Source organism: Citrobacter sp. CK195, assembly GCF_030333365.1.
Classification (GTDB): domain Bacteria; phylum Pseudomonadota; class Gammaproteobacteria; order Enterobacterales; family Enterobacteriaceae; genus Citrobacter_B; species Citrobacter_B koseri.
In genome coordinates this window covers 222,386-239,662 of record NZ_JAOWGB010000017.1, presented here as the reverse complement: position 1 = coordinate 239,662, position 17,277 = coordinate 222,386, and the positions used below count along the sequence as shown (strand labels likewise).

Here is a 17,277-nt window from a genome sequence, read left to right as displayed (position 1 = left end):
TGGAGGGGGGAACCCCTCCATTACAACTTTTAATTAAGATGCAATTCCGCCAAATGATTTCCATGTCCCTGGCGTACCAGATGAAACACATACCCACCCAAGAATCCCGCCTGGTGATGGAGATGTGTTCCATACCTTTGATCCAGATATATACCTTCCAGAAGTTGGCGCAGCACTTTTCCACTCTTCAGACGGGAGGGCGTAGACATCCATTTTACCATATATCAATGTGTTACCCCTTTCTGAGGTGTCCCATTCTATACCGCCAAACCCAACTGTTGCTGTATTACCTGATACTTGCGTGAAACTATTTAACTTATACCCACAGGATGGGGCTGCACCACCAGCACCAGTATGCACCAAATGATTGTTAGCCAATATTGAGTTTTGCCCTGATGTTTCAACATAAGGATATCCACCTGTAATCCATGCTGCATTATATATTGAATTACCTATAATCCTTGCATTTGAAGAGAGATTATAGATAGCCCTACGGTGTGCGTTGCTTATTTTATTTCCTACAATGTCAACACCCCAATTATCCATGACATAAATCATGTCTGTATTTCCATTGGGGGAAGAAACATTAGTGCCAATGATGGTATTATCTGAAATAGTAGCTCTTTGGTATATTCCTCCAATCGTATTGCCAGTTGTATAGTGATATACTGCACCGGATTGTTGAGCGCTAAGATAATTATTAGAAATATTTCCCCAAGCGAGCATGCCACGAAAAAGCCACTTGCAGCCATCAGAATAGTTATTACTAATATTAACAGCCGAAAAATTTGTTGGTGGGTAAATAAATATACTGGCATTTCCAGCGGTACTGGAATCGTCAGAGGATGTCGTCATAAAGTGGAATCTGTTGTGTTGCACATCCAGTCCTCTGAAATCAGGCACCCCTGTTTCAGTAACACCTATACCTACTAGGGAGTTTGAGAAAATATTCCCAAATGCTTTTAAATTCCTTCCCTTAAGGTCAATGCATTTATTAAAATACAGGAAACAGTTATCATAAATATAACCATCACAGTTATATGCATTCTCAATACCAGGAGCTAAGACTATTGCTGTTTGAGTTGTGTCAATTCCTCCGTTTACGCTGTTGCTTGCCCCATAAAACTGAATTCCTGTAACTACAGGAGTATTTGATTTGATTATCAATAACGGGGTGTCTGTTAGCGTACTGATCAATGCTGATTTTGAATAGCTTGCTCCAGATGGATTATTTCCTTTTATCGTGATGCTTAATGATGATGGAACAGTTAAAGTTGATACCTTGCATCTTCCGTCGATATATAACGTACCGCGCTTAGTCATTGCCGCAAGCGTATCAATAGCCAACTGTATCGCTACGGTGTCATCAGTAAGGCCATCACCAGCAGCACCCATTGCGGATGTTGTTAACATCACATCGAGCTGGTCTTTAATAGTTGTCTCTCGATAATGATTCATCGCCTCCTGAACAGTGGTTTGATTCCCGTCAGAATCAAACGCCCCGACCATCCCCGCACCAGTCGTCAACGCCAGATCTTTGCGCAGAACATCACTGACATCGACTGCTAACCACTTCCCTTCTCCAGTACCACCAGATGACTCAGGCGTAGAGCCTGACGGAACTGTTTTAGGTAGGGTCGTGAGATCATCCCAGCGATACCAGGCACCTGTCTCTTCATCCTGAATGATGTCACCGGCGGAATTAATAACCGCCCCGCCCTGAAATGTCCCGACAGGGTTCCAGCCCAGATTGTAGATCTGCTGTAGAACAAGTTGCTTCAGGCCTTCAATTGTGTAGTGAGCCTTACCAAAGCGATCGATATACTGAATCGCAAGTGATGTCACGAACTCATCAAGTTTAGAACCGGCAAACACATGGTCGCGGATGTCTGCACTCGGTACGGGGTTCTGTGTTGGGGTAGGAACAGGGATATTCTGATATGAATTAGCCATATTTCTCTCTTACAGGCGCAAGGGAGCCACGGGATATACCCGAAGCAGGATTGTTAAATGCAGGTTAGTCGTTCAGGTAAATACTGTCGCCATACTCAACGACAGAAAGAGTTTGGGTGTCATCGCCATTGGGTTTTGACGACTCTACCCGCCAGAGCGTTGAATTAAGCTCTTCGCTGCTTGCCAGAAAGTAGCGCGATGGGGTCTGCACGGTTCTCCCGTCATAGATATTCAGTTCGAACGCCTCGGCCGCTGCCGAGAATGCTTTAGGATTTCCGTCGACAGGATAAGCCCGGTAACGTCCCTGATAATTCCCCAGACTGTCCGTCATAACCACCCACATATCGCCGGAAAACGTTAGCCGTTCTGATGTCTGGAATACATCGCCAGCGCGCCCTTTCAGATAACCGGTTTGCTGCTCGTTGTCGTACATATCAGGGCACTGGATCACGGCGCCGCGCACAACCTGTGTGGTTTCGAACACTTTCACAGTCATACTCAGGCGTGAATGTACAAGACGATTTGCTTCCAGATACGCCCGGTTGAGCGCCTGCAATTCATTGCGGCATCCGGCCAGACTTATCGTCATCGCGTTCTCTGTCGATGCCGGAACTTCACTTATCCCATCAGTTGAAACAGAGAGGTAGATGTAGGCCTTCTTGTTTGTGCGCGGGTCTGTGTAGTCCAGGGTTATTCCATCATATCCATTCGGGAGACTCATCGAGTACCCCATCCTGAACTCGTCCCAGAACATATTACTGCGCCCGAATACCGCCGCCGGAGCATCCACTTTCTCGTCTCGCCAGAACGTCAGCATGTCTCCTATCCAGTCGATGTCCACGCGGGCAGCGTTGCAGATTGTCTGAATGCGCGCACCGAGGGACTGTTTCGCATCAGAGAAGGTGTAATCGAAATACCCTAACCGCTCGTCACCAAGGCTGTCTGCAATTGCGTACAGCGTCGGCAGGTCAAGCCGGTTAACGTCCTGCTTCGCAACCATCACCCACTCATGCAAAACAGCATCAGCGAACGACCGTGACGCACGCAGTGTGTAATCCACTTCACCTGTGGTGCGGTTGTATGAAATGACCCGGCGCTGGGCCAGCAGATTGTACTTGCGTTCTTTAATGCCGGAGGCGTTCTCAGTCTCCATTACTGTTAGCTTAACGAGCGTGTCAGCCGGATAAACAACGTTCTGTCTGATATTTATCGAATGGGCCGCAAGCAGATAAACTGTGTTATCGTTGGCAGCATTATTCAGTCGCCTTGCAGTAAACGCATACCGCCCTTTTCCTGCTGCTGGCTGAATTTTGTATGTGTAATACACATAATCGTAGTACCCGGTGTTGTTATTAACATTCACCTGCATTGACTGCTGCGTGCCGGGGATGATGTTGTTATCGTCATCGACTTTCCACCATGTGAGCAACACAGGTCCCTTTTTCCCGTTCGCCTGGTTCGCGGACATGTGGATCCAGAGATAGGTTGACTCTACCGCGGCAAAGAACGGGCCTACGGCAAGGCTTTCGTACTGCGTTATCTGAAAGTATGTGGTGTTAATCGTCGCTGTGGCTGGCGTTTCATTGATGTCTGCGCCGGTAAGGTCATTAAAGACAAATGTGTACCATTGCACCGGATCTATAATCGCGCCGTCGTCTGTGAGCGTTGCACTGATTAGCGTGCCATTTACAGTAATGTTTTTTGTGACTGTTCCCGATGCGGTGTTATACGTTACGTTAAGAATAAACGTCACATCAAGTGGCTTAACTGCATCGAAAAAATAATCAAAATCGTTGTTTTTTACTAATCTGACAGAGATCTGTCCGCCGGCATAAATACCTTCAACAATGCTGTTTGTCGTTGCCTGCTGAACTATTTCACCGGTCGCTTTATCCGGCCCGTCGAGTTCCTGACCGTCAACATCATCGAAAGCATATCCCTCGTTAATCGTGCCAATTACCTCACCTGGCTGGTAAATCTGGTAACTGGCTCCGGCCATTGCAATAAGCGACGATTCTGAGTAGCGGACGGATGAGATGTCATAACGCCCATACCCAATTCCCATGAACTCGGTGACATATTTTTTGTTATCGATGTACTCGAAAAGGGACTCCTGAATCAGGTCAGGATATGCGCGAACCTGGCCGTAAATATTCGGGCGCCCTTTGTACAGGCGAGCGACGTTCGTCTGCCCGGTTAAATCGTTATTTGGTGACTCTCCAGTCGCAACAGACGGTGATTTTTTAACATCACCGACCAGGAATTTCTGCAACGCAGCCATCCCTTTTTTTGTAAGGCGAATCGGGTTCAATGCTTCCCACGGTGCAGACAATTTAATGATATCTTTCAGTCCGCCCATGTTTTGGGGCTGATCGAACACAGACAGGTGATCGTCGACTTTTAACCGGTATCCGATATCAAATTCGTCATTCAGCTCTTTCCCGTTCAGCTTAACAATCACATTGCTGTGCAATTTCTGACTATCAAGCCAGTCGATCATGCGTTGACCTGGCTCAAGGCGGCCGCGCTGCTTAGGCGCACCAGGCAGACGCTGAATTTCAAATGTTGCCATACTGAAGAAACTCCGTTCTGGTGAATACCCTTTCAAGTACCGGTAGCGGGTCGATGCGTACTCCTTCGCCCATACCACGAGAGTGCAGGCAACGATTACCGTCAATGACTATGCCAATGTGATCGGGGTTATCACCACGGTAGAAAACAGCGATATTCCCGGAAGCACGCAATCCCGGATGCCAGAACACACGATCACCTTCATAGCAGGTAATGAAGTCTTTCCCGGCTTCGTAGTCCGGCGTCTGATGTATCTCAACACCGAGAACATGGCGATAGTAGAGAACCACCAGCCCCCAGCAATCCACCGCATCGAAACTACAGGCACGGTCAATCCACGGCAGGTGATTAACCTTCCGAATAAAATCGGTTGCATTCATCAGATATTGCTCAGCCCTGGGTAATCCTGAACGGTGTAGATAATCGGCGTGGCAACACTTAACGGGTTTGTCATGCCGACAGTAACAGAGACGTTTTCAGCCGCAGCGGCGACGTCACGAACGTACATTGAGTACGTTTTTAGAGGAGTCATGTCGCCAATATTGTCCCAGATATCATACCGGAACAGTATCGGTTCCATTCTGGCTGCTCCACGCCAGGACTTAAGCCGAGACTTGATATCCTGAGACAAAGCAGCGAAGGTTATCGTAGCGTTAAGTGTCGTCGTGCCATCCTGAGCAGGTTCTGTGAACGCAAAGCGGGTTGGCTGATATGAATTTCCACCAAACTGAGCTGACTGAAAGAGATTATTCACCAACCGATCGGTGCCGAAAGCAGAATGACTGAACGTCACTGTCTGCTTAAGGTCAGACGCCGGGCGCCTCTCCTTCCATTCACGTAACGTTGGCATCTGGCAGAATCTCCGTCACAAGTAAGTCGTACCACCAGCCCATTCCCGGCTGAGCATTGACGATCCAGTCATCGTAATCTTCCGTGATATCGGACATTTCATTGCAGATAATGTCGGCAGACCAGGTAACGGTATTCCCGTTTTTACTGGTCTGTACCGGCATAGTTATGAAGTGAACTTCCTGAACCTGCACGCCCTGCGTATCACCCAAATCGACAGGAATATCAAACCATTCCTGACCACGATTGCAGTAGTTTGGCGATCGCAGCCAGGACTTGAATCGCTCTGCTTCTGCAAGAGTGAAAATCCAGTTAAGACTCCATGTCGTTTTCAGGTCAGTAGTGACAGGTGTGAACACAGCAGGACCAACAGCCGGATTACTCTGCCGGAAGCTGGTATCCTGCGTCATGTTCATGTTCGCGCGCTGCGGAAGGGGAAGAAACGGAGGGTATTTAACATCAGCCATTACAGATCTCCGTTTGCCTGCCGCGATAAGCCAAATGTACTTTGCATTGCAGAAGACATCGGGCCACCTGTTTCCATATCCTGAATGAACACATCAACATACTGAGTTCCGTTTTCGTTTCTGCTTTGCGTCTGCACGTCTGCTGACGTGTAGTTATTCACATTAACCACAACACCGCCAGAACCACCTCCCGACGACATATCCTTATTGCTGATGACTTTCCCGTTATCACCGGGGATCATGTACTGCTTACCGGTGCTGGCCCGGTAGATTTCAGGCATGCCGCCCTCGCCTACCTGATACATGCTTCCTGCCGATACAGGCCCACCGTTCTTACGTTTCCCCGCCAGCCCTTTGCCAACCGCCAGCGCCGCAACCAGAGCACCGAGACCAATCGCGACCGCACCACCGAAAGACCCGATAGATGCGACGAGAGCCGCAGGAGTCCAGGCCGCTGTTGTTGTTGCGGCGGACGCCGTACTGGCTGATGTCGTAGTGGCAAGCCCCGCTGTCTGCGCAGCAGTCGAAGCTGATACCGCTGCAACAGTAGCTGTCTGTCCCATAAGAGCCGATTTAGCCCAGTCTATCCCCCACTGCACAACCGCATTGATTGCGCTGTTCAGCGCATTGCTGACAAGGGAATTAATAGCTTCCTGCGCAGTCATGCTGCCAGCAAGAATGCCGGTAAACGCATTGCTGGCATTATTGCCAAACGACGTAAAAGCAGCGCCAGCCATTTGCGTAGCGAGGTTAAGTTGTGTCCACTCTTCAAACATCGCAGCAGAACGCTGCTGTCGATATTGCAGTTCGATGGCTGCCCGTGCCGCTTCAGCTTCTGCAATTTTCTGAGGGTAAAGCAAAGCGTATTGGTTAAGGTCTGCCATGTCCCGCTGGTACTGACTATCGAGACCTGCTGTTTTGCTGGTGCGCCCCTGAATTGCATTGAATTTGTTGCTGGCTTCGGCTCTTTCCTTTTCCGCTTTAGCCTGTTCACGAAGTGCATTCGCATTATCCCAGGCTTTAGCGGCGTATTCACCTGCAAGAGCAATTTGCTGCTCAGTCGCAGATTTACCCAGCGATTGCTGGGCATTAAGCACAGCCTGAGCGCGGGACAATTCGCCAACACTTGTTGCTGACAAGTCAGCTTTCTGTCGCATTGCCTCTAGCTTCTGAGTTATCTCTTCCTGCGACCTGGCGTATTGTTCGGCATCTTTTTGAGCCTGAGATTTACCACCTTTTGGTTTATTTCCAGTCCCCGTTGCTTTTATCTCAATGGGTTTGGTATTAGCGGCCTGCTCTGATGCTTTTGTAACAGCGTCCAGATCACCAACCAGCATTGCTGCCCTGTTGCTCAGTCCGGCCAGCGCCTTACTCTGCGCCTCCCATCCATCAAGACCAAGCCATCCCCATGTGCGGGCCCGGCGTTCAAACATTTCTGCTGTGCTGGTAAGGTCTGAAATTTGTGATGCAGCGGATGCAGACTTTCCGATCAAACGATCCAACGCAGCAGTGACGGAATCAATAACCGCAACAAGCCCGGTACTTGCACCTGTCGCCTGGTTAATTGAATCAACCATGCTCAACACTGAGTTAGTGAAAGCAGTATTGGCCTGCGAAAGCGTCCGTGGAAGTTTGTCGAACTCTGCGTTTACAGAGGATGTCTGCTTCTGTATAGCATTTAAGGCATCTTCAGCAGTCAGCTTACCTTCCAGCATCCTCTGCCGTAATTCGCCAATGCTAACGCCCATTCCGGCGGCAATCTGGCGCGCCAGTTCAGGCATCTGTTCAAGAATGGAGTTAAATTCCTCTGCCCTGACTACACCAGATGAAATAGACTGACCGAACTGACGGAGAGCGTTAGCCATTTCCTCAGATGAGGATCCGCCTATACGCCCAATTTTTTGCAACGTCTCAGTTAACTGGAGAACTTGCCCATTAGTCGCTCCTGTATCACGTAATGCTGTGCTCAGGGATTCCCATAATTTCGCTGTATCCTGAAGAGACCCACCAGTTGATGAGCTTATTCTCATCAGACTCTGCATCGTTTGCGATGCCGCCGCCGAGCTGCCAGTAAGACGCTCAATCCGTGCATTTAATTGCGACATGTTGTCGGCAGCAACAAGGAATGCCTTTCCCCAATCAGCAACTACCGATGCCGCTATTGCGGCGCCTATCTTATTGATGCTGGTTTGTAGCTTATCTGCTGATGTGGCCGCTGAGTTTGCATCTTTGCCCAACTTATTAAGCGATCCGCTCGTTTTGTTGATGTTGCCGGAAGCTTTGTTGGCATTCTTCGACATCTCATCAAGCACATCGGAAGCTTTTCGGCTACCGGTTACCATCTTCGCGGTTTCAATATCTACGTCGTAATACAGATCGCCGAGGTTTTCCGAAGCCATGTTATCTCCAGGCGTAAAAAACCCGCCGGAGCGGGGTTTGTATGTTATTAATTTTTCCTGGCGGCTTCCGCCCTTGCTCTTCGCGCTGCTTGCCTTGCGAGGAAATCGTCAGCGACTTTATCGTACTCTTCTCGCGTGAATCCCTTCTGGTCAGGATATTTGGCAGCAAGCAGCAACTGGAACTTCGTCATTGTCAGGCGTGAAGCTTCTTCCTCGCTAATTCCGAAATGCGTCTGAGCTGCAACAATGTACTCAATAGCGCGAAATTCCTTTGTCGCTTCGTTAGTTTCGTTTCGCTGTAACTTTCTTACTTTCGCCTTACCGATAATACCGTGCTGCATAAGTTGTTGAGCGAGTACGATGATATCGCTTTTCGGCATCATTCCGGGCCTATAAACAACGCGATCGTTCTCTCCAGCCCACTCGCCAGTCAAAGAAGTAATGTCACTTTCACAGCAGCACTGAAGCACTCTCATCGACTCAGAAACAAGGTGGTCAGCGACGCGATTTAGCGATGGGAGAAACCAGTTTGCATTGAAATATGGGTTGTCAGCGATGAGGTCAATGATGCCCTGTGTTTCACTTCCATGTATCAGACCGAAAACCTTTACTATCTCGTCAGGCTCACCAATTCGCGTCATTGCCAGGAAGGATGGGCGGAAAATATAGTCGACACCACCTTCTCTGCTGTCGCTTATTCCGATCTCTCCAATCTCTTTCAATGCAGTCATTTTTCATTCCAGTAAACGGTCATTATCAAGGGCAGCGAGCCGCCCTTTGGAATAACCGTTAGCTAACGGCAACGGTACAGGCTGTTGATGTAACAGTCTGTGCAGGTAAAGACGAATCAGTGACTTCGCAGGTGTACACACCTTCATCACCAGAAGCAGCGCTCGCTTCGTTGAATGTCGCTGCTGTCTGCCCAGATACCACGCTTCCATCTTTCTTCCAGACGTAGGTGTAAGGTGCTGTACCACCATCAACCGCTACAGTCATGGTTAATGCAGATCCAGTCTCTACAGATTTTGTCGCAGTGAGGTCTGTAGTGAACACTAGTTCGTCAGCCGCAACTACCTCGATAGTGCTGGCGTCACCAACCTTGAATTCAGTAGAGAAGGTGACGATATCGTTGGTGCCACCATCGGAACTCAGGGCAGTAATGTTCATATATCCGATGAATTCTACCGGGCCGTAATCCATGCGCACCCAGATACCTGGCTGACGCTTTGCCTTCAGTTCACCAGCGAAATATTCGATAAATCGACCAACGCCGTACTGATCAAGCTTATCTTTCTTGCGAACCTCGCCTTCAAACGAGATTGTGAAGTCACTGTTAGTGATGATCGTCTCGACATAGCCGCCACCGTCATCTGCATCAGACGTAACCGTATTCGGGTTAAAGTCGAAACCTTTCGACGTACCAGCCGCCAGTGATTTCCAGTCCGCTTCCTGCGGCTTGGCATCAGGACAGCCATCCGCCACTTCCAGCACGACTGCGCCACCGAAAAGGCGTTCGTTCGAGTTCTGGCAATCAGCCATGTGAAACTCCTCTTTGACATAAAAGAAAACCCGCCGGAGCGGGTTATTTGGTTGGGATGGCTATTCGCCGTAAGTGCAGGCGAACTGGAGTCGGAAGACTATTCGCCCTTCTTCTGTGAGCACCGGCGCGGGGATTGCGCCCATGTTCTGGATGTAGCCGACGCACGCATCAGACATTGGGTTGGCCTGGACATAATCGATGATACGCTGCACGGCGTTAAGCACGTCTTTTCGCTTTTCTTTCGCACCGACCACGTCAACCAAGACATAATATTCAGAGCCAAGATCGGTTCGAATCGCAGTTCCACCGCTTGGCCTGAATACCATTACAGCTTTCGACTTGTCGCCAGGGTCATCGTACACCAACTGTTGCACCGCAAAACCGGTAGTAAGCCCAGCATCGCCGAACATGTTTCTCACCCGCTCATGCATCATTGGGGTCATATAGAGAGCTCCTTCTTAATAGCCCTGTCTACGTCTGAGCGAGTATTTTCACCAGCTTTCTCAAGGAACTTAGGTTCACCAGCAGGATCCCAATAATTACCACCGCCCTGCGATGTTGGTCTGGGCCTTCCTTTTAAAGTGCCTTTAGCCTCATGCACATATACTGCATAATTGGCTGAATATCCCACACGACCTGTAACCCTCGTTCCGTTAACCATCACCTCCAGAAACTGGGAGTTTATGAGGTTTGATGTCTTTCCAACAGGAGTCATTCTGGCCGCTTCCGGTGCGATAATTATCAATGCGGAACGTATTGCACGAATAACCTTTCGCCCCTTAACGTCATCAATAAAACGGTCAAGGTTGGCTTTAGCCTGTCTAACTCCGCGTATTTTTACTCCCATAGCTAAACTCCCGTCAGGATGGCGTAATCATCCGCCAGGCGCTCGAACGTGTCGGCGTAGCGGATAACCTGTCGCACCTCGCCGGCACCGGCGACAACCGGGTCGGCTTCGGTCGATACGCCAATCAGCAGGTAATCACCGGCATCAGCCAGCGCGAACTCCGTCCAGACGGTGTTTTTCACTACGATTTCAGCGCCCAGGCTGGCTAACCTCTTGCTGAGCCCGCCCTCGTAGTCACAGAGGATTTGCTCAGGTTCCGCATAGCCCAGCGGGTCGCCGTATTCGTCATTGCCTTCCAGTTTGCGCCAGATGGTCGCAGTGGCTGTGTATGACCAGTTCGCTGTTGCCGACATCAGCCCTCCTTCCAGCGCAGCACCTTCGCGCCAGTCGCCCGGATACGCGGGCAGTTGATGAACCACTCGCCGTCCGATTTCACGTAGCCGGTAGTCTCCCGCCCGGTGTCGGTCATCACCCAGACGCGGGTGAACGAGCGCGGCAGCCCGTGCTTAACTGATTTGTACGTCATCACTTGTCACCGCACATGCAGCCGCCCTTACCGATCCAGATACCAGCGAATGCCGGGGCGGCGGTAGGGTCGGCAGGAATTAGCGAGGTGGCGCAGCCGTACTTATCCAGCCCTCGCAACAGGTTAACCGAGGCCTTCCAGCGATCGGTGAACGACTGGTAGCGGAACGAGCGAGACGCCCCGCTTGGAGCCGTTTGGCTTGAGATGTACTTGTCCCCCTGCCCGAGCCCCATGAGCGCAAGTAGATAGAGCTGAATCAGCAGAGCTGTCGATGCCGGATAATGCGCATCGAGACACTCCTGAATGCTGTTGGCCTGGTCGACGAGAGCCTGAAGAACAAAATCGGGAATGGTAATTCCCTGGCTCTCCAGATACTCCTTTGCCTGTTCGAGAGTTACCATTATCGACTCCTGAAATAGCCCCGCCGGGACGGGGCATAAAAAAACCGCTTTCGCGGCGGTTATTCAGCAGGGAACAGTTTTTCGAGTTCACCATCAGGCAACAACTCACCGAGTTTTTCAGCTCCGAGATTGCCTTTAAACTCGATACCCAGCTCAGTCAGGCGCGCTGCGATAATCTCTTTACGGGATTTCACATCCGTACCTGCATTTGGCGTCGCCGGAGTTAATGCCGCATCAGAGAGTTTCATAACATGAGGCTTCAGCGCAGGATGCAGTTTTTCAATTTCAACCACATCACCGACGTTCACTCCATGCCACGCCCTGGTTACCTGGTATTTAGCCATGCTGTTCTCCTTATGCCAGATTCGCGCCGTACAGCACGCCAGAACGACCTTCGTCATCACGTTTAATCTGCAAACCTTCAGCAGACATGATCTGGAAGTTGTAGTTGCTCTGAGGCATAGGACGCGGCAGCGGCACAACACCAACGGCCATGCCAACCAGCGGGGAAATCACGTCTTTGCGGCGCTCATAAGCCAGGAACTCGTTACCGCTCAGCGCATAAGTCTGGCGGATGTCGTTCACCGGGATGAACTTGCGAATAGCATCCAGCACAGAACCGCTGATGATCGCGTTTGTACCGTCACCCACCTCAATAGTGTATGGCTTGGAGAGGTTCGCCATGATTTCAGAAGACAGCCACAAAACGTCATAGGCCGTAACCTGGTTGGCGCGGGCAGTCACACCAAATGCACCGGTTGGACCGAAGAATGCCAGCGCCTGCGCCGGGGTTGCAGTGGTCAGGTCGATGTTAGCGCCACCTGCGCCAGAGCCAAGGTTGATTTTGGCGGTGTTGCGGTGATTACGAAGGCCCTGTGCCGGGTAGTTCTGAACCTGAATGGTCGGATTACCATCCAGATAACCAGTCACTCGGCGTTTATGGAACTTACGGTTTTTTGCTGTCTGCGAATCCAGCACCAGATCAATGCCGACGGTGTTCAGTCCTGCGGCAAGACGCCAGTTAACACCGAAGCCAGCGGTGTAAATCGGAACCGGGTCACCATCGCTACCGTAATCAGTGTGGTCAAAGGAATACGGCGCCTGACCATCAAGACTCACAGAGACATCATCAGCAATATCGCCAATCGTGTTGTAAAGTTTGGCAGTCTTACCGATCGGCAGAACGGTTTGCACAGCCATCAGGTCGTTGACAATTTCCATGCCGATCACCTGATCGCGAGACTGGACGATTTCGCGGTCAATTTCAGCCCAGAACTCACGACCCAGCCCATCACCTGCCAGCGCATTGGCCGCCAGCGTTTCTGCATCCATCGCGCCACGGTACTGGTTAACCATGATGTTATGCGCGGTATCCCAGATGTTGCGCTGCGCCCACAGAGAGTTCCAGTGAAGGCGCAGGCGGCTATTCGTGGCAAGCGTTTCTTTAGTGAAGTACATTCATATTCTCCTTTTACTCGCCGCCGCCAGTTGCCGGGGCTACAGTGCCTACGCGGAAGCGCACGCGGATAAAGTCGGTAGCGCCGGCAGCGATAGTTGCATCGTCCTGGCTGTAGCCGAGAACGGTGTCGGTGTCAGAGTCGGCAATCGCCCCCTGACCATTTGCGCCCAACTTGATCGGGGTGTCTTTGGCGTAAGTTCCCGCAGGACACAGGATTGCCAGTTCTCGGCCTTCTTCCACGTAGTTACCAGAAGTAGAGTGACCAGCAGGGATAGAGTCAGTAATACCCAACCCTTCGCTGAAAGCAGGGTCGAGCACATACAGGCGACCAACCGTTGTTGCGGCTACTGCAAACTCATTGTCACCGTTGATGGTAACGAAAGTTCCCGGCAATGACGCGGCGGCCACTTTACGGGTTTCGGTCTTGTACAGAGACTGACCGTCGATATTAACGCGACGATAACGTGCCATTAGTCTGGCTCCTTATTTGAAGTATTCGTCAGGGTTCGGCGCACCGGTTTCTTTCTGCTGTTGTGCAGAGTTGGTGCCAAGCGGCGCGGATTCACCGATTGTTTTAAACATCGCGTCCAGCGCTTCGCCTGACAGCGCATTGGCCACAATCTCGCCGTGAACTTTTGCCACCGCTTCACGTTTCGTTTTCTCTTCCGCGCGTGAGTTTGCAGTCAGGGTTTCAGCAAGTTGCTGCTGGTTGGTCTGGATTGCTGCAATGCTTTCGCTCAGCGGCTTAATGGTCGCGTCGTTATTAGCGGCGATGGCCTCACCAACGATTTTGCGAAGCAGTTCTGTATCTTCAGTGGTTAAAGGCATGTCGCCCTCCGTTTTGTGGTTTGGCGCAGGCTGTTCCTGCGGTGTGAAAAATGATTTGAATTTGTTGGCGACGATGGCAACCCATGATTCCTGTCGGGCGACGGCGGTTCCGGTATCGTCGATGGCAATCTTTCCACCCTCTGTGGAATAGCCATATATTTGTGTATCTCCACCGCTTCTCACGATAACAACCTGAGAATCAGTGAAATCAGCAACCCACGCATACTGGTTTTCATCTGGTGCGAACTTTGCCTTCACTGCGCGATCAAGTCGCTGTTCCCGCTCACGGTAGGATTCGCCTATCAAAGCGCCTGAGTTTGGCTGAAGGGGAATAGCATGGTCAGCGTTGACCATGAGCCCCACCCCTTTCTCTGGGCCTGCGGCAGGAGGTTCGTCAAGCAGGATGGCGTCATGATCGATTGCGTGTATTTTGACAACCCAATCAGCACCTTGCCTTTTGAGTTCTTCTGGGGCGGGAATCTGCTCGCGGTAGACAGCAACACTCGACCAGATAGGGTCGGTTGACTCCCCGCTCTCAAGGGCAACAACGCGATCCATCAGGCGCCGACCGCCTGGGTTCTCCATTGCGCGTTCGACATCTACCCACTTCTCTGAATAAACGCGATTACCCTTAAGCGTCACGTTCCTGTTCCATGCCCCAATAAACGATGTACATAATCCATCTGGGGAAAATGCCGAGACAAATTGTCCGTCCACCATAGGGTGTCCAAGCGGGGCTATAGTCCCTTCCATGCTCTGGTAATTTGCGGTGATCTCCGCTTCCGGGTAGAACTCTTTATTCATAATCACGTTGGCGGGAAGCGTGTAACTTGGGATCACCACATGCTCTCGCCCGTTATATGTCTCCCGACGAATGGACTGGCTGTTTACTTTGGTGTTTACCTGAATTTGAGATGGCATGAGTTAACCCTTAGCCCACTGGTAACCACGGGCTTTCATTGCGTTGAATGTTTTCTGAGCTTTATCGATGATGGTGTCGCTTAGCGGCTTGCCGTTTTCATCGACCAGTACCGCGATCGTGGAGCATTTGCAGTTCACGCTGTTTGCATCCTTAGCCCACCACTCCCGCTGTTCTTCTGCGGTGTACAGGTGAGCGTGGCGCGCGGCATGCGTGCTACGGGTCGTCGGGCTTAGGGCTGATATGTGCATCTGCTTTGTACGGATGCCATATTGCTCTCTGGCTTCATCATCCTCATCCAGGCGCGCGCGACGCAAAGCCGTGGTAATCTCCGTCCGGGCGATACGATTAGCCCGACGAGACTCAATGCCTGTCTGCTCAGTGATGCGCTTCGCTATCTCCAGCGGATTCTGCCCGCGCCCCAGCCCATCGGTCAGTATTCGCGCCATGTCGGCTTTCACAGTGGCGCTGAGGTTCTTCATTTCCTCAAAGGTGCGAGCGCGAACCAGAATCAGTCTGCGGCGGTACGGCTCACTCAGGAGGATTGCCGATACGCTTTCCTGTCCAGCCGCGTACACGGCAGACTGCTGTGACAGATTGGCGAACTCCTGCGCCGTGCCGCGCTGATAAGCCGGGTTGACGTAATCAGTCCAGAACCAGAACCCCGTCTCGTTATCCGCACCCAAAATCTCATCCACCAGCAATGAGGCATTGCTGAGGAGCATTGATAGCTGGGTGGAGTCGAGTTCGAAGGTGTAGCGCTGGTTTACTGATGGTGATGCAGGAATGCGGTCGAGAATGTCCTTGTAGGCTTTGCCAATGCGTTTCATTCGCCTGGCGAACTCGTTCATTGCTCCGCGCTCAAGGCGGTCGGCGCCTGTCGGATCTTTAAGGTTTCCGGGTAGTATCGGTGACTTCGCTTTCTTCTTCGTCATCATCTACCTCTGGAAGTGGTTCGGGTGAACCCTCATACCCGGCCGCTACGCGAATCTCTTCACCAGTAAACACCTGCTCGCCTGTCGCCAGCGATGCGCTGTTTATTTGCGACATCTTCTGCGCGGCATCCAGTTTTTCGCTGTCACTTTGCGCGTTGAGGTCGTCCCATATGACTGTTTTCTGCCCAACCGGGTCGATGATTCCGAGGTCAATCAACTTGTCACAGAAGTCCTCAATCTCGAATGACAGGTCGCCACGGCGAGACTGGCAGCGAGTATTGAGGTACTTCTGGTCTTCAGTGCTGGAACGCTCAGCCTGCTGATTGCCAACAAGGATGCGCGTCGGGATGTCCACGCCAGCAGCAGCCGTCTGGAGGTTAACGTCGTAGGTTGCCGTTGGGTCTGCCACGGTAGTGACAAGCGGCGTAACTGTCGCCCCCTGAGTGGTCATTAGTACGTCGTTGCCACGGTTAATTTCCCCGGCGACTTCGTTGAATTTTTCCTGTAATTCATCGATGCTTACGCCATACAGCGACGCCAGATTATTGAAGTCGATTTCCTTTTCGAAGTTAACGTTGAGCTGCCGCGCAGCGTTTTTCAGGAATGATTCACCGGAACCGCCTTCCACCTTCTCCAGGCTGACAAAGGCGTTATAAGCTGGCTCAAGGAATCCGATCGCATCGTCGGTATAGTCACCAAGAATGAAAACGCGACCAGGATGGATATCAACTCGTCGCGAGGAACTATTGGGTAGAATTTCTGTGTACTGCCACATCTTCGGCTGACCGTAATTCTTTGAAACCAGTCCGTCATGCCATTCGCTGACTTTTAGCGAACCGGCCCAGGCAATGCTTACTTTCTCCAGACCTCGCCCTTTCGTTGGCTCCAGATTCCACGCTTTATTGTCGCGGATATGAAGGAGAATCCCTGCGTATCGACCAACCAGACGCCGCCGATCGGCATCAAGGAACGCGCGCCACAGGCGATTGGTGAAAACCTGTTTAGCTTTGGACTCCCACTGTGTCTCCTTGCGAGTTTCATCTGACTTCTCACCCTCAATGATTTCAGGGTTTGACTGCCAGCATTTACCAACAAGCTTTTCGACAGCGCCGTGAGCGATACCACCACGACGGTAGAGTTTATACAGATCGCCGAAGGTTAATTCTTCTTTGAAGCCGTATTCGCACCACGCTGAATTTCGCTTGGCGTCCAGCCCCATCGAAGGGTTAAGCAGCCCCATACGGGCGCGAGCAAGCCTAGCATCGTTCAACGCATGGTTGACGGCGAGAGTTAATTTGTCAGTCATGGATTGTCCGTTGGTAAGACGCAGGAAATAAAAAACCCGGCATATGCCGGGTTAGAGGATATCTTAAATCTATAACTTGAATATGGATGTAATTACCACTGCGTGAGCATACTCATTTCTAGCTTTGCTTTGAGAAAGCGCTTCGAATTCTACTTGATTGAGAAAATCGTTGGCCGTGCTTTCTTCACTCTCAATACCTATATGAGAAATACCCAGCGGTTTACCTATATCTGTAAATACAGAAAATGACACAACGTAAGATGCCATACTAATTCCT

The 17,277-nt window shown here is 51.0% G+C and carries 20 protein-coding genes; all 20 read right to left on the bottom strand.

The features are described from left to right. Window positions 1–33 precede the first annotated feature (33 nt). The 20 genes from OGX93_RS02120 to OGX93_RS02025 all read right to left on the bottom strand — a co-directional run bounded on the left by OGX93_RS02120 (window position 34) and on the right by OGX93_RS02025 (window position 17,267). Window positions 34–1,953, bottom strand: coding sequence for a tail fiber/spike domain-containing protein (locus OGX93_RS02120; RefSeq protein WP_286487760.1), 1,920 nt, complete (start codon window positions 1,951–1,953; stop codon window positions 34–36). A 64-nt stretch (window positions 1,954–2,017) separates the two neighbouring features. Continuing rightward, window positions 2,018–4,525 (bottom strand): host specificity factor TipJ family phage tail protein, encoded by a 2,508-nt coding sequence (locus OGX93_RS02115; RefSeq protein ID WP_286487759.1) that lies wholly within the window; start codon window positions 4,523–4,525, stop codon window positions 2,018–2,020. Next, on the bottom strand, window positions 4,512–4,904 hold the full coding sequence (locus OGX93_RS02110) for an NlpC/P60 family protein (protein WP_286487758.1): 393 nt from the start codon (window positions 4,902–4,904) through the stop codon (window positions 4,512–4,514). Before OGX93_RS02110 ends, OGX93_RS02115 begins: the two co-directional genes overlap by 14 nt. Then, window positions 4,904–5,374, bottom strand: a complete 471-nt coding sequence (locus tag OGX93_RS22280; RefSeq protein ID WP_114647285.1) for a hypothetical protein — start codon at window positions 5,372–5,374, stop codon at window positions 4,904–4,906. The genes OGX93_RS02110 and OGX93_RS22280 overlap by 1 nt, the downstream gene beginning before the upstream one ends. Then, window positions 5,358–5,840: a hypothetical protein gene (locus tag OGX93_RS02100; RefSeq protein WP_114647284.1), complete on the bottom strand. Its 483-nt coding sequence runs from the start codon at window positions 5,838–5,840 to the stop codon at window positions 5,358–5,360. The genes OGX93_RS22280 and OGX93_RS02100 overlap by 17 nt, the downstream gene beginning before the upstream one ends. Continuing rightward, window positions 5,840–8,239: a tape measure protein gene (locus OGX93_RS02095; protein WP_286487757.1), complete on the bottom strand. Its 2,400-nt coding sequence runs from the start codon at window positions 8,237–8,239 to the stop codon at window positions 5,840–5,842. Before OGX93_RS02095 ends, OGX93_RS02100 begins: the two co-directional genes overlap by 1 nt. A gap of 47 nt (window positions 8,240–8,286) precedes the next feature. Beyond that, window positions 8,287–8,970: a DUF6246 family protein gene (locus tag OGX93_RS02090; protein WP_286487756.1), complete on the bottom strand. Its 684-nt coding sequence runs from the start codon at window positions 8,968–8,970 to the stop codon at window positions 8,287–8,289. A 58-nt stretch (window positions 8,971–9,028) separates the two neighbouring features. Then, window positions 9,029–9,778, bottom strand: a complete 750-nt coding sequence (locus OGX93_RS02085; protein ID WP_286487755.1) for an immunoglobulin domain-containing protein — start codon at window positions 9,776–9,778, stop codon at window positions 9,029–9,031. A 60-nt stretch (window positions 9,779–9,838) separates the two neighbouring features. Then, window positions 9,839–10,222 (bottom strand): phage tail termination protein, encoded by a 384-nt coding sequence (locus OGX93_RS02080; protein ID WP_286487754.1) that lies wholly within the window; start codon window positions 10,220–10,222, stop codon window positions 9,839–9,841. Further along, window positions 10,219–10,626, bottom strand: coding sequence for an HK97 gp10 family phage protein (locus OGX93_RS02075; protein WP_286487753.1), 408 nt, complete (start codon window positions 10,624–10,626; stop codon window positions 10,219–10,221). Before OGX93_RS02075 ends, OGX93_RS02080 begins: the two co-directional genes overlap by 4 nt. Before the next feature lie 2 nt (window positions 10,627–10,628). Beyond that, window positions 10,629–10,979, bottom strand: a complete 351-nt coding sequence (locus tag OGX93_RS02070) for a hypothetical protein (protein ID WP_286487752.1) — start codon at window positions 10,977–10,979, stop codon at window positions 10,629–10,631. Beyond that, on the bottom strand, window positions 10,979–11,152 hold the full coding sequence (locus tag OGX93_RS02065) for a hypothetical protein (protein ID WP_006820518.1): 174 nt from the start codon (window positions 11,150–11,152) through the stop codon (window positions 10,979–10,981). Before OGX93_RS02065 ends, OGX93_RS02070 begins: the two co-directional genes overlap by 1 nt. After that, window positions 11,152–11,553 (bottom strand): DUF7370 family protein, encoded by a 402-nt coding sequence (locus OGX93_RS02060; protein WP_006820519.1) that lies wholly within the window; start codon window positions 11,551–11,553, stop codon window positions 11,152–11,154. Before OGX93_RS02060 ends, OGX93_RS02065 begins: the two co-directional genes overlap by 1 nt. Before the next feature lie 59 nt (window positions 11,554–11,612). Continuing rightward, window positions 11,613–11,897, bottom strand: coding sequence for a hypothetical protein (locus OGX93_RS02055; protein ID WP_286487751.1), 285 nt, complete (start codon window positions 11,895–11,897; stop codon window positions 11,613–11,615). A 10-nt stretch (window positions 11,898–11,907) separates the two neighbouring features. After that, window positions 11,908–13,011 carry a major capsid protein gene (locus tag OGX93_RS02050; RefSeq protein ID WP_286487750.1) on the bottom strand — a complete coding sequence of 368 codons (1,104 nt, stop codon included), beginning with the start codon at window positions 13,009–13,011 and terminating at the stop codon, window positions 11,908–11,910. Between the two features lie 13 nt (window positions 13,012–13,024). After that, window positions 13,025–13,483 carry a gp53 minor capsid family protein gene (locus OGX93_RS02045; protein WP_079902175.1) on the bottom strand — a complete coding sequence of 153 codons (459 nt, stop codon included), beginning with the start codon at window positions 13,481–13,483 and terminating at the stop codon, window positions 13,025–13,027. A gap of 12 nt (window positions 13,484–13,495) precedes the next feature. Continuing rightward, window positions 13,496–14,761, bottom strand: coding sequence for a hypothetical protein (locus OGX93_RS02040; RefSeq protein ID WP_286487749.1), 1,266 nt, complete (start codon window positions 14,759–14,761; stop codon window positions 13,496–13,498). A gap of 3 nt (window positions 14,762–14,764) precedes the next feature. Further along, window positions 14,765–15,694 carry a phage minor head protein gene (locus tag OGX93_RS02035; RefSeq protein ID WP_286487748.1) on the bottom strand — a complete coding sequence of 310 codons (930 nt, stop codon included), beginning with the start codon at window positions 15,692–15,694 and terminating at the stop codon, window positions 14,765–14,767. Continuing rightward, window positions 15,648–17,000, bottom strand: coding sequence for an anti-CBASS protein Acb1 family protein (locus tag OGX93_RS02030; RefSeq protein ID WP_286487747.1), 1,353 nt, complete (start codon window positions 16,998–17,000; stop codon window positions 15,648–15,650). Before OGX93_RS02030 ends, OGX93_RS02035 begins: the two co-directional genes overlap by 47 nt. Window positions 17,001–17,069: 69 nt before the next feature. After that, a complete protein-coding gene (locus OGX93_RS02025; protein WP_115614628.1) occupies window positions 17,070–17,267 on the bottom strand; it encodes a hypothetical protein in 198 nt (65 codons plus the stop codon). Window positions 17,268–17,277: the final 10 nt, after the last annotated feature.

Coding starts and splice junctions, on each gene's coding strand:
- OGX93_RS02120 (WP_286487760.1), bottom strand. CDS start 1,953: ATGGCTAATTCATATCAGAATATCCCTGTTCCTACCCCAACACAGAAC.
- OGX93_RS02115 (WP_286487759.1), bottom strand. CDS start 4,525: ATGGCAACATTTGAAATTCAGCGTCTGCCTGGTGCGCCTAAGCAGCGC.
- OGX93_RS02110 (WP_286487758.1), bottom strand. CDS start 4,904: ATGAATGCAACCGATTTTATTCGGAAGGTTAATCACCTGCCGTGGATT.
- OGX93_RS22280 (WP_114647285.1), bottom strand. CDS start 5,374: ATGCCAACGTTACGTGAATGGAAGGAGAGGCGCCCGGCGTCTGACCTT.
- OGX93_RS02100 (WP_114647284.1), bottom strand. CDS start 5,840: ATGGCTGATGTTAAATACCCTCCGTTTCTTCCCCTTCCGCAGCGCGCG.
- OGX93_RS02095 (WP_286487757.1), bottom strand. CDS start 8,239: ATGGCTTCGGAAAACCTCGGCGATCTGTATTACGACGTAGATATTGAA.
- OGX93_RS02090 (WP_286487756.1), bottom strand. CDS start 8,970: ATGACTGCATTGAAAGAGATTGGAGAGATCGGAATAAGCGACAGCAGA.
- OGX93_RS02085 (WP_286487755.1), bottom strand. CDS start 9,778: ATGGCTGATTGCCAGAACTCGAACGAACGCCTTTTCGGTGGCGCAGTC.
- OGX93_RS02080 (WP_286487754.1), bottom strand. CDS start 10,222: ATGACCCCAATGATGCATGAGCGGGTGAGAAACATGTTCGGCGATGCT.
- OGX93_RS02075 (WP_286487753.1), bottom strand. CDS start 10,626: ATGGGAGTAAAAATACGCGGAGTTAGACAGGCTAAAGCCAACCTTGAC.
- OGX93_RS02070 (WP_286487752.1), bottom strand. CDS start 10,979: ATGTCGGCAACAGCGAACTGGTCATACACAGCCACTGCGACCATCTGG.
- OGX93_RS02065 (WP_006820518.1), bottom strand. CDS start 11,152: ATGACGTACAAATCAGTTAAGCACGGGCTGCCGCGCTCGTTCACCCGC.
- OGX93_RS02060 (WP_006820519.1), bottom strand. CDS start 11,553: ATGGTAACTCTCGAACAGGCAAAGGAGTATCTGGAGAGCCAGGGAATT.
- OGX93_RS02055 (WP_286487751.1), bottom strand. CDS start 11,897: ATGGCTAAATACCAGGTAACCAGGGCGTGGCATGGAGTGAACGTCGGT.
- OGX93_RS02050 (WP_286487750.1), bottom strand. CDS start 13,011: ATGTACTTCACTAAAGAAACGCTTGCCACGAATAGCCGCCTGCGCCTT.
- OGX93_RS02045 (WP_079902175.1), bottom strand. CDS start 13,483: ATGGCACGTTATCGTCGCGTTAATATCGACGGTCAGTCTCTGTACAAG.
- OGX93_RS02040 (WP_286487749.1), bottom strand. CDS start 14,761: ATGCCATCTCAAATTCAGGTAAACACCAAAGTAAACAGCCAGTCCATT.
- OGX93_RS02035 (WP_286487748.1), bottom strand. CDS start 15,694: ATGACGAAGAAGAAAGCGAAGTCACCGATACTACCCGGAAACCTTAAA.
- OGX93_RS02030 (WP_286487747.1), bottom strand. CDS start 17,000: ATGACTGACAAATTAACTCTCGCCGTCAACCATGCGTTGAACGATGCT.
- OGX93_RS02025 (WP_115614628.1), bottom strand. CDS start 17,267: ATGGCATCTTACGTTGTGTCATTTTCTGTATTTACAGATATAGGTAAA.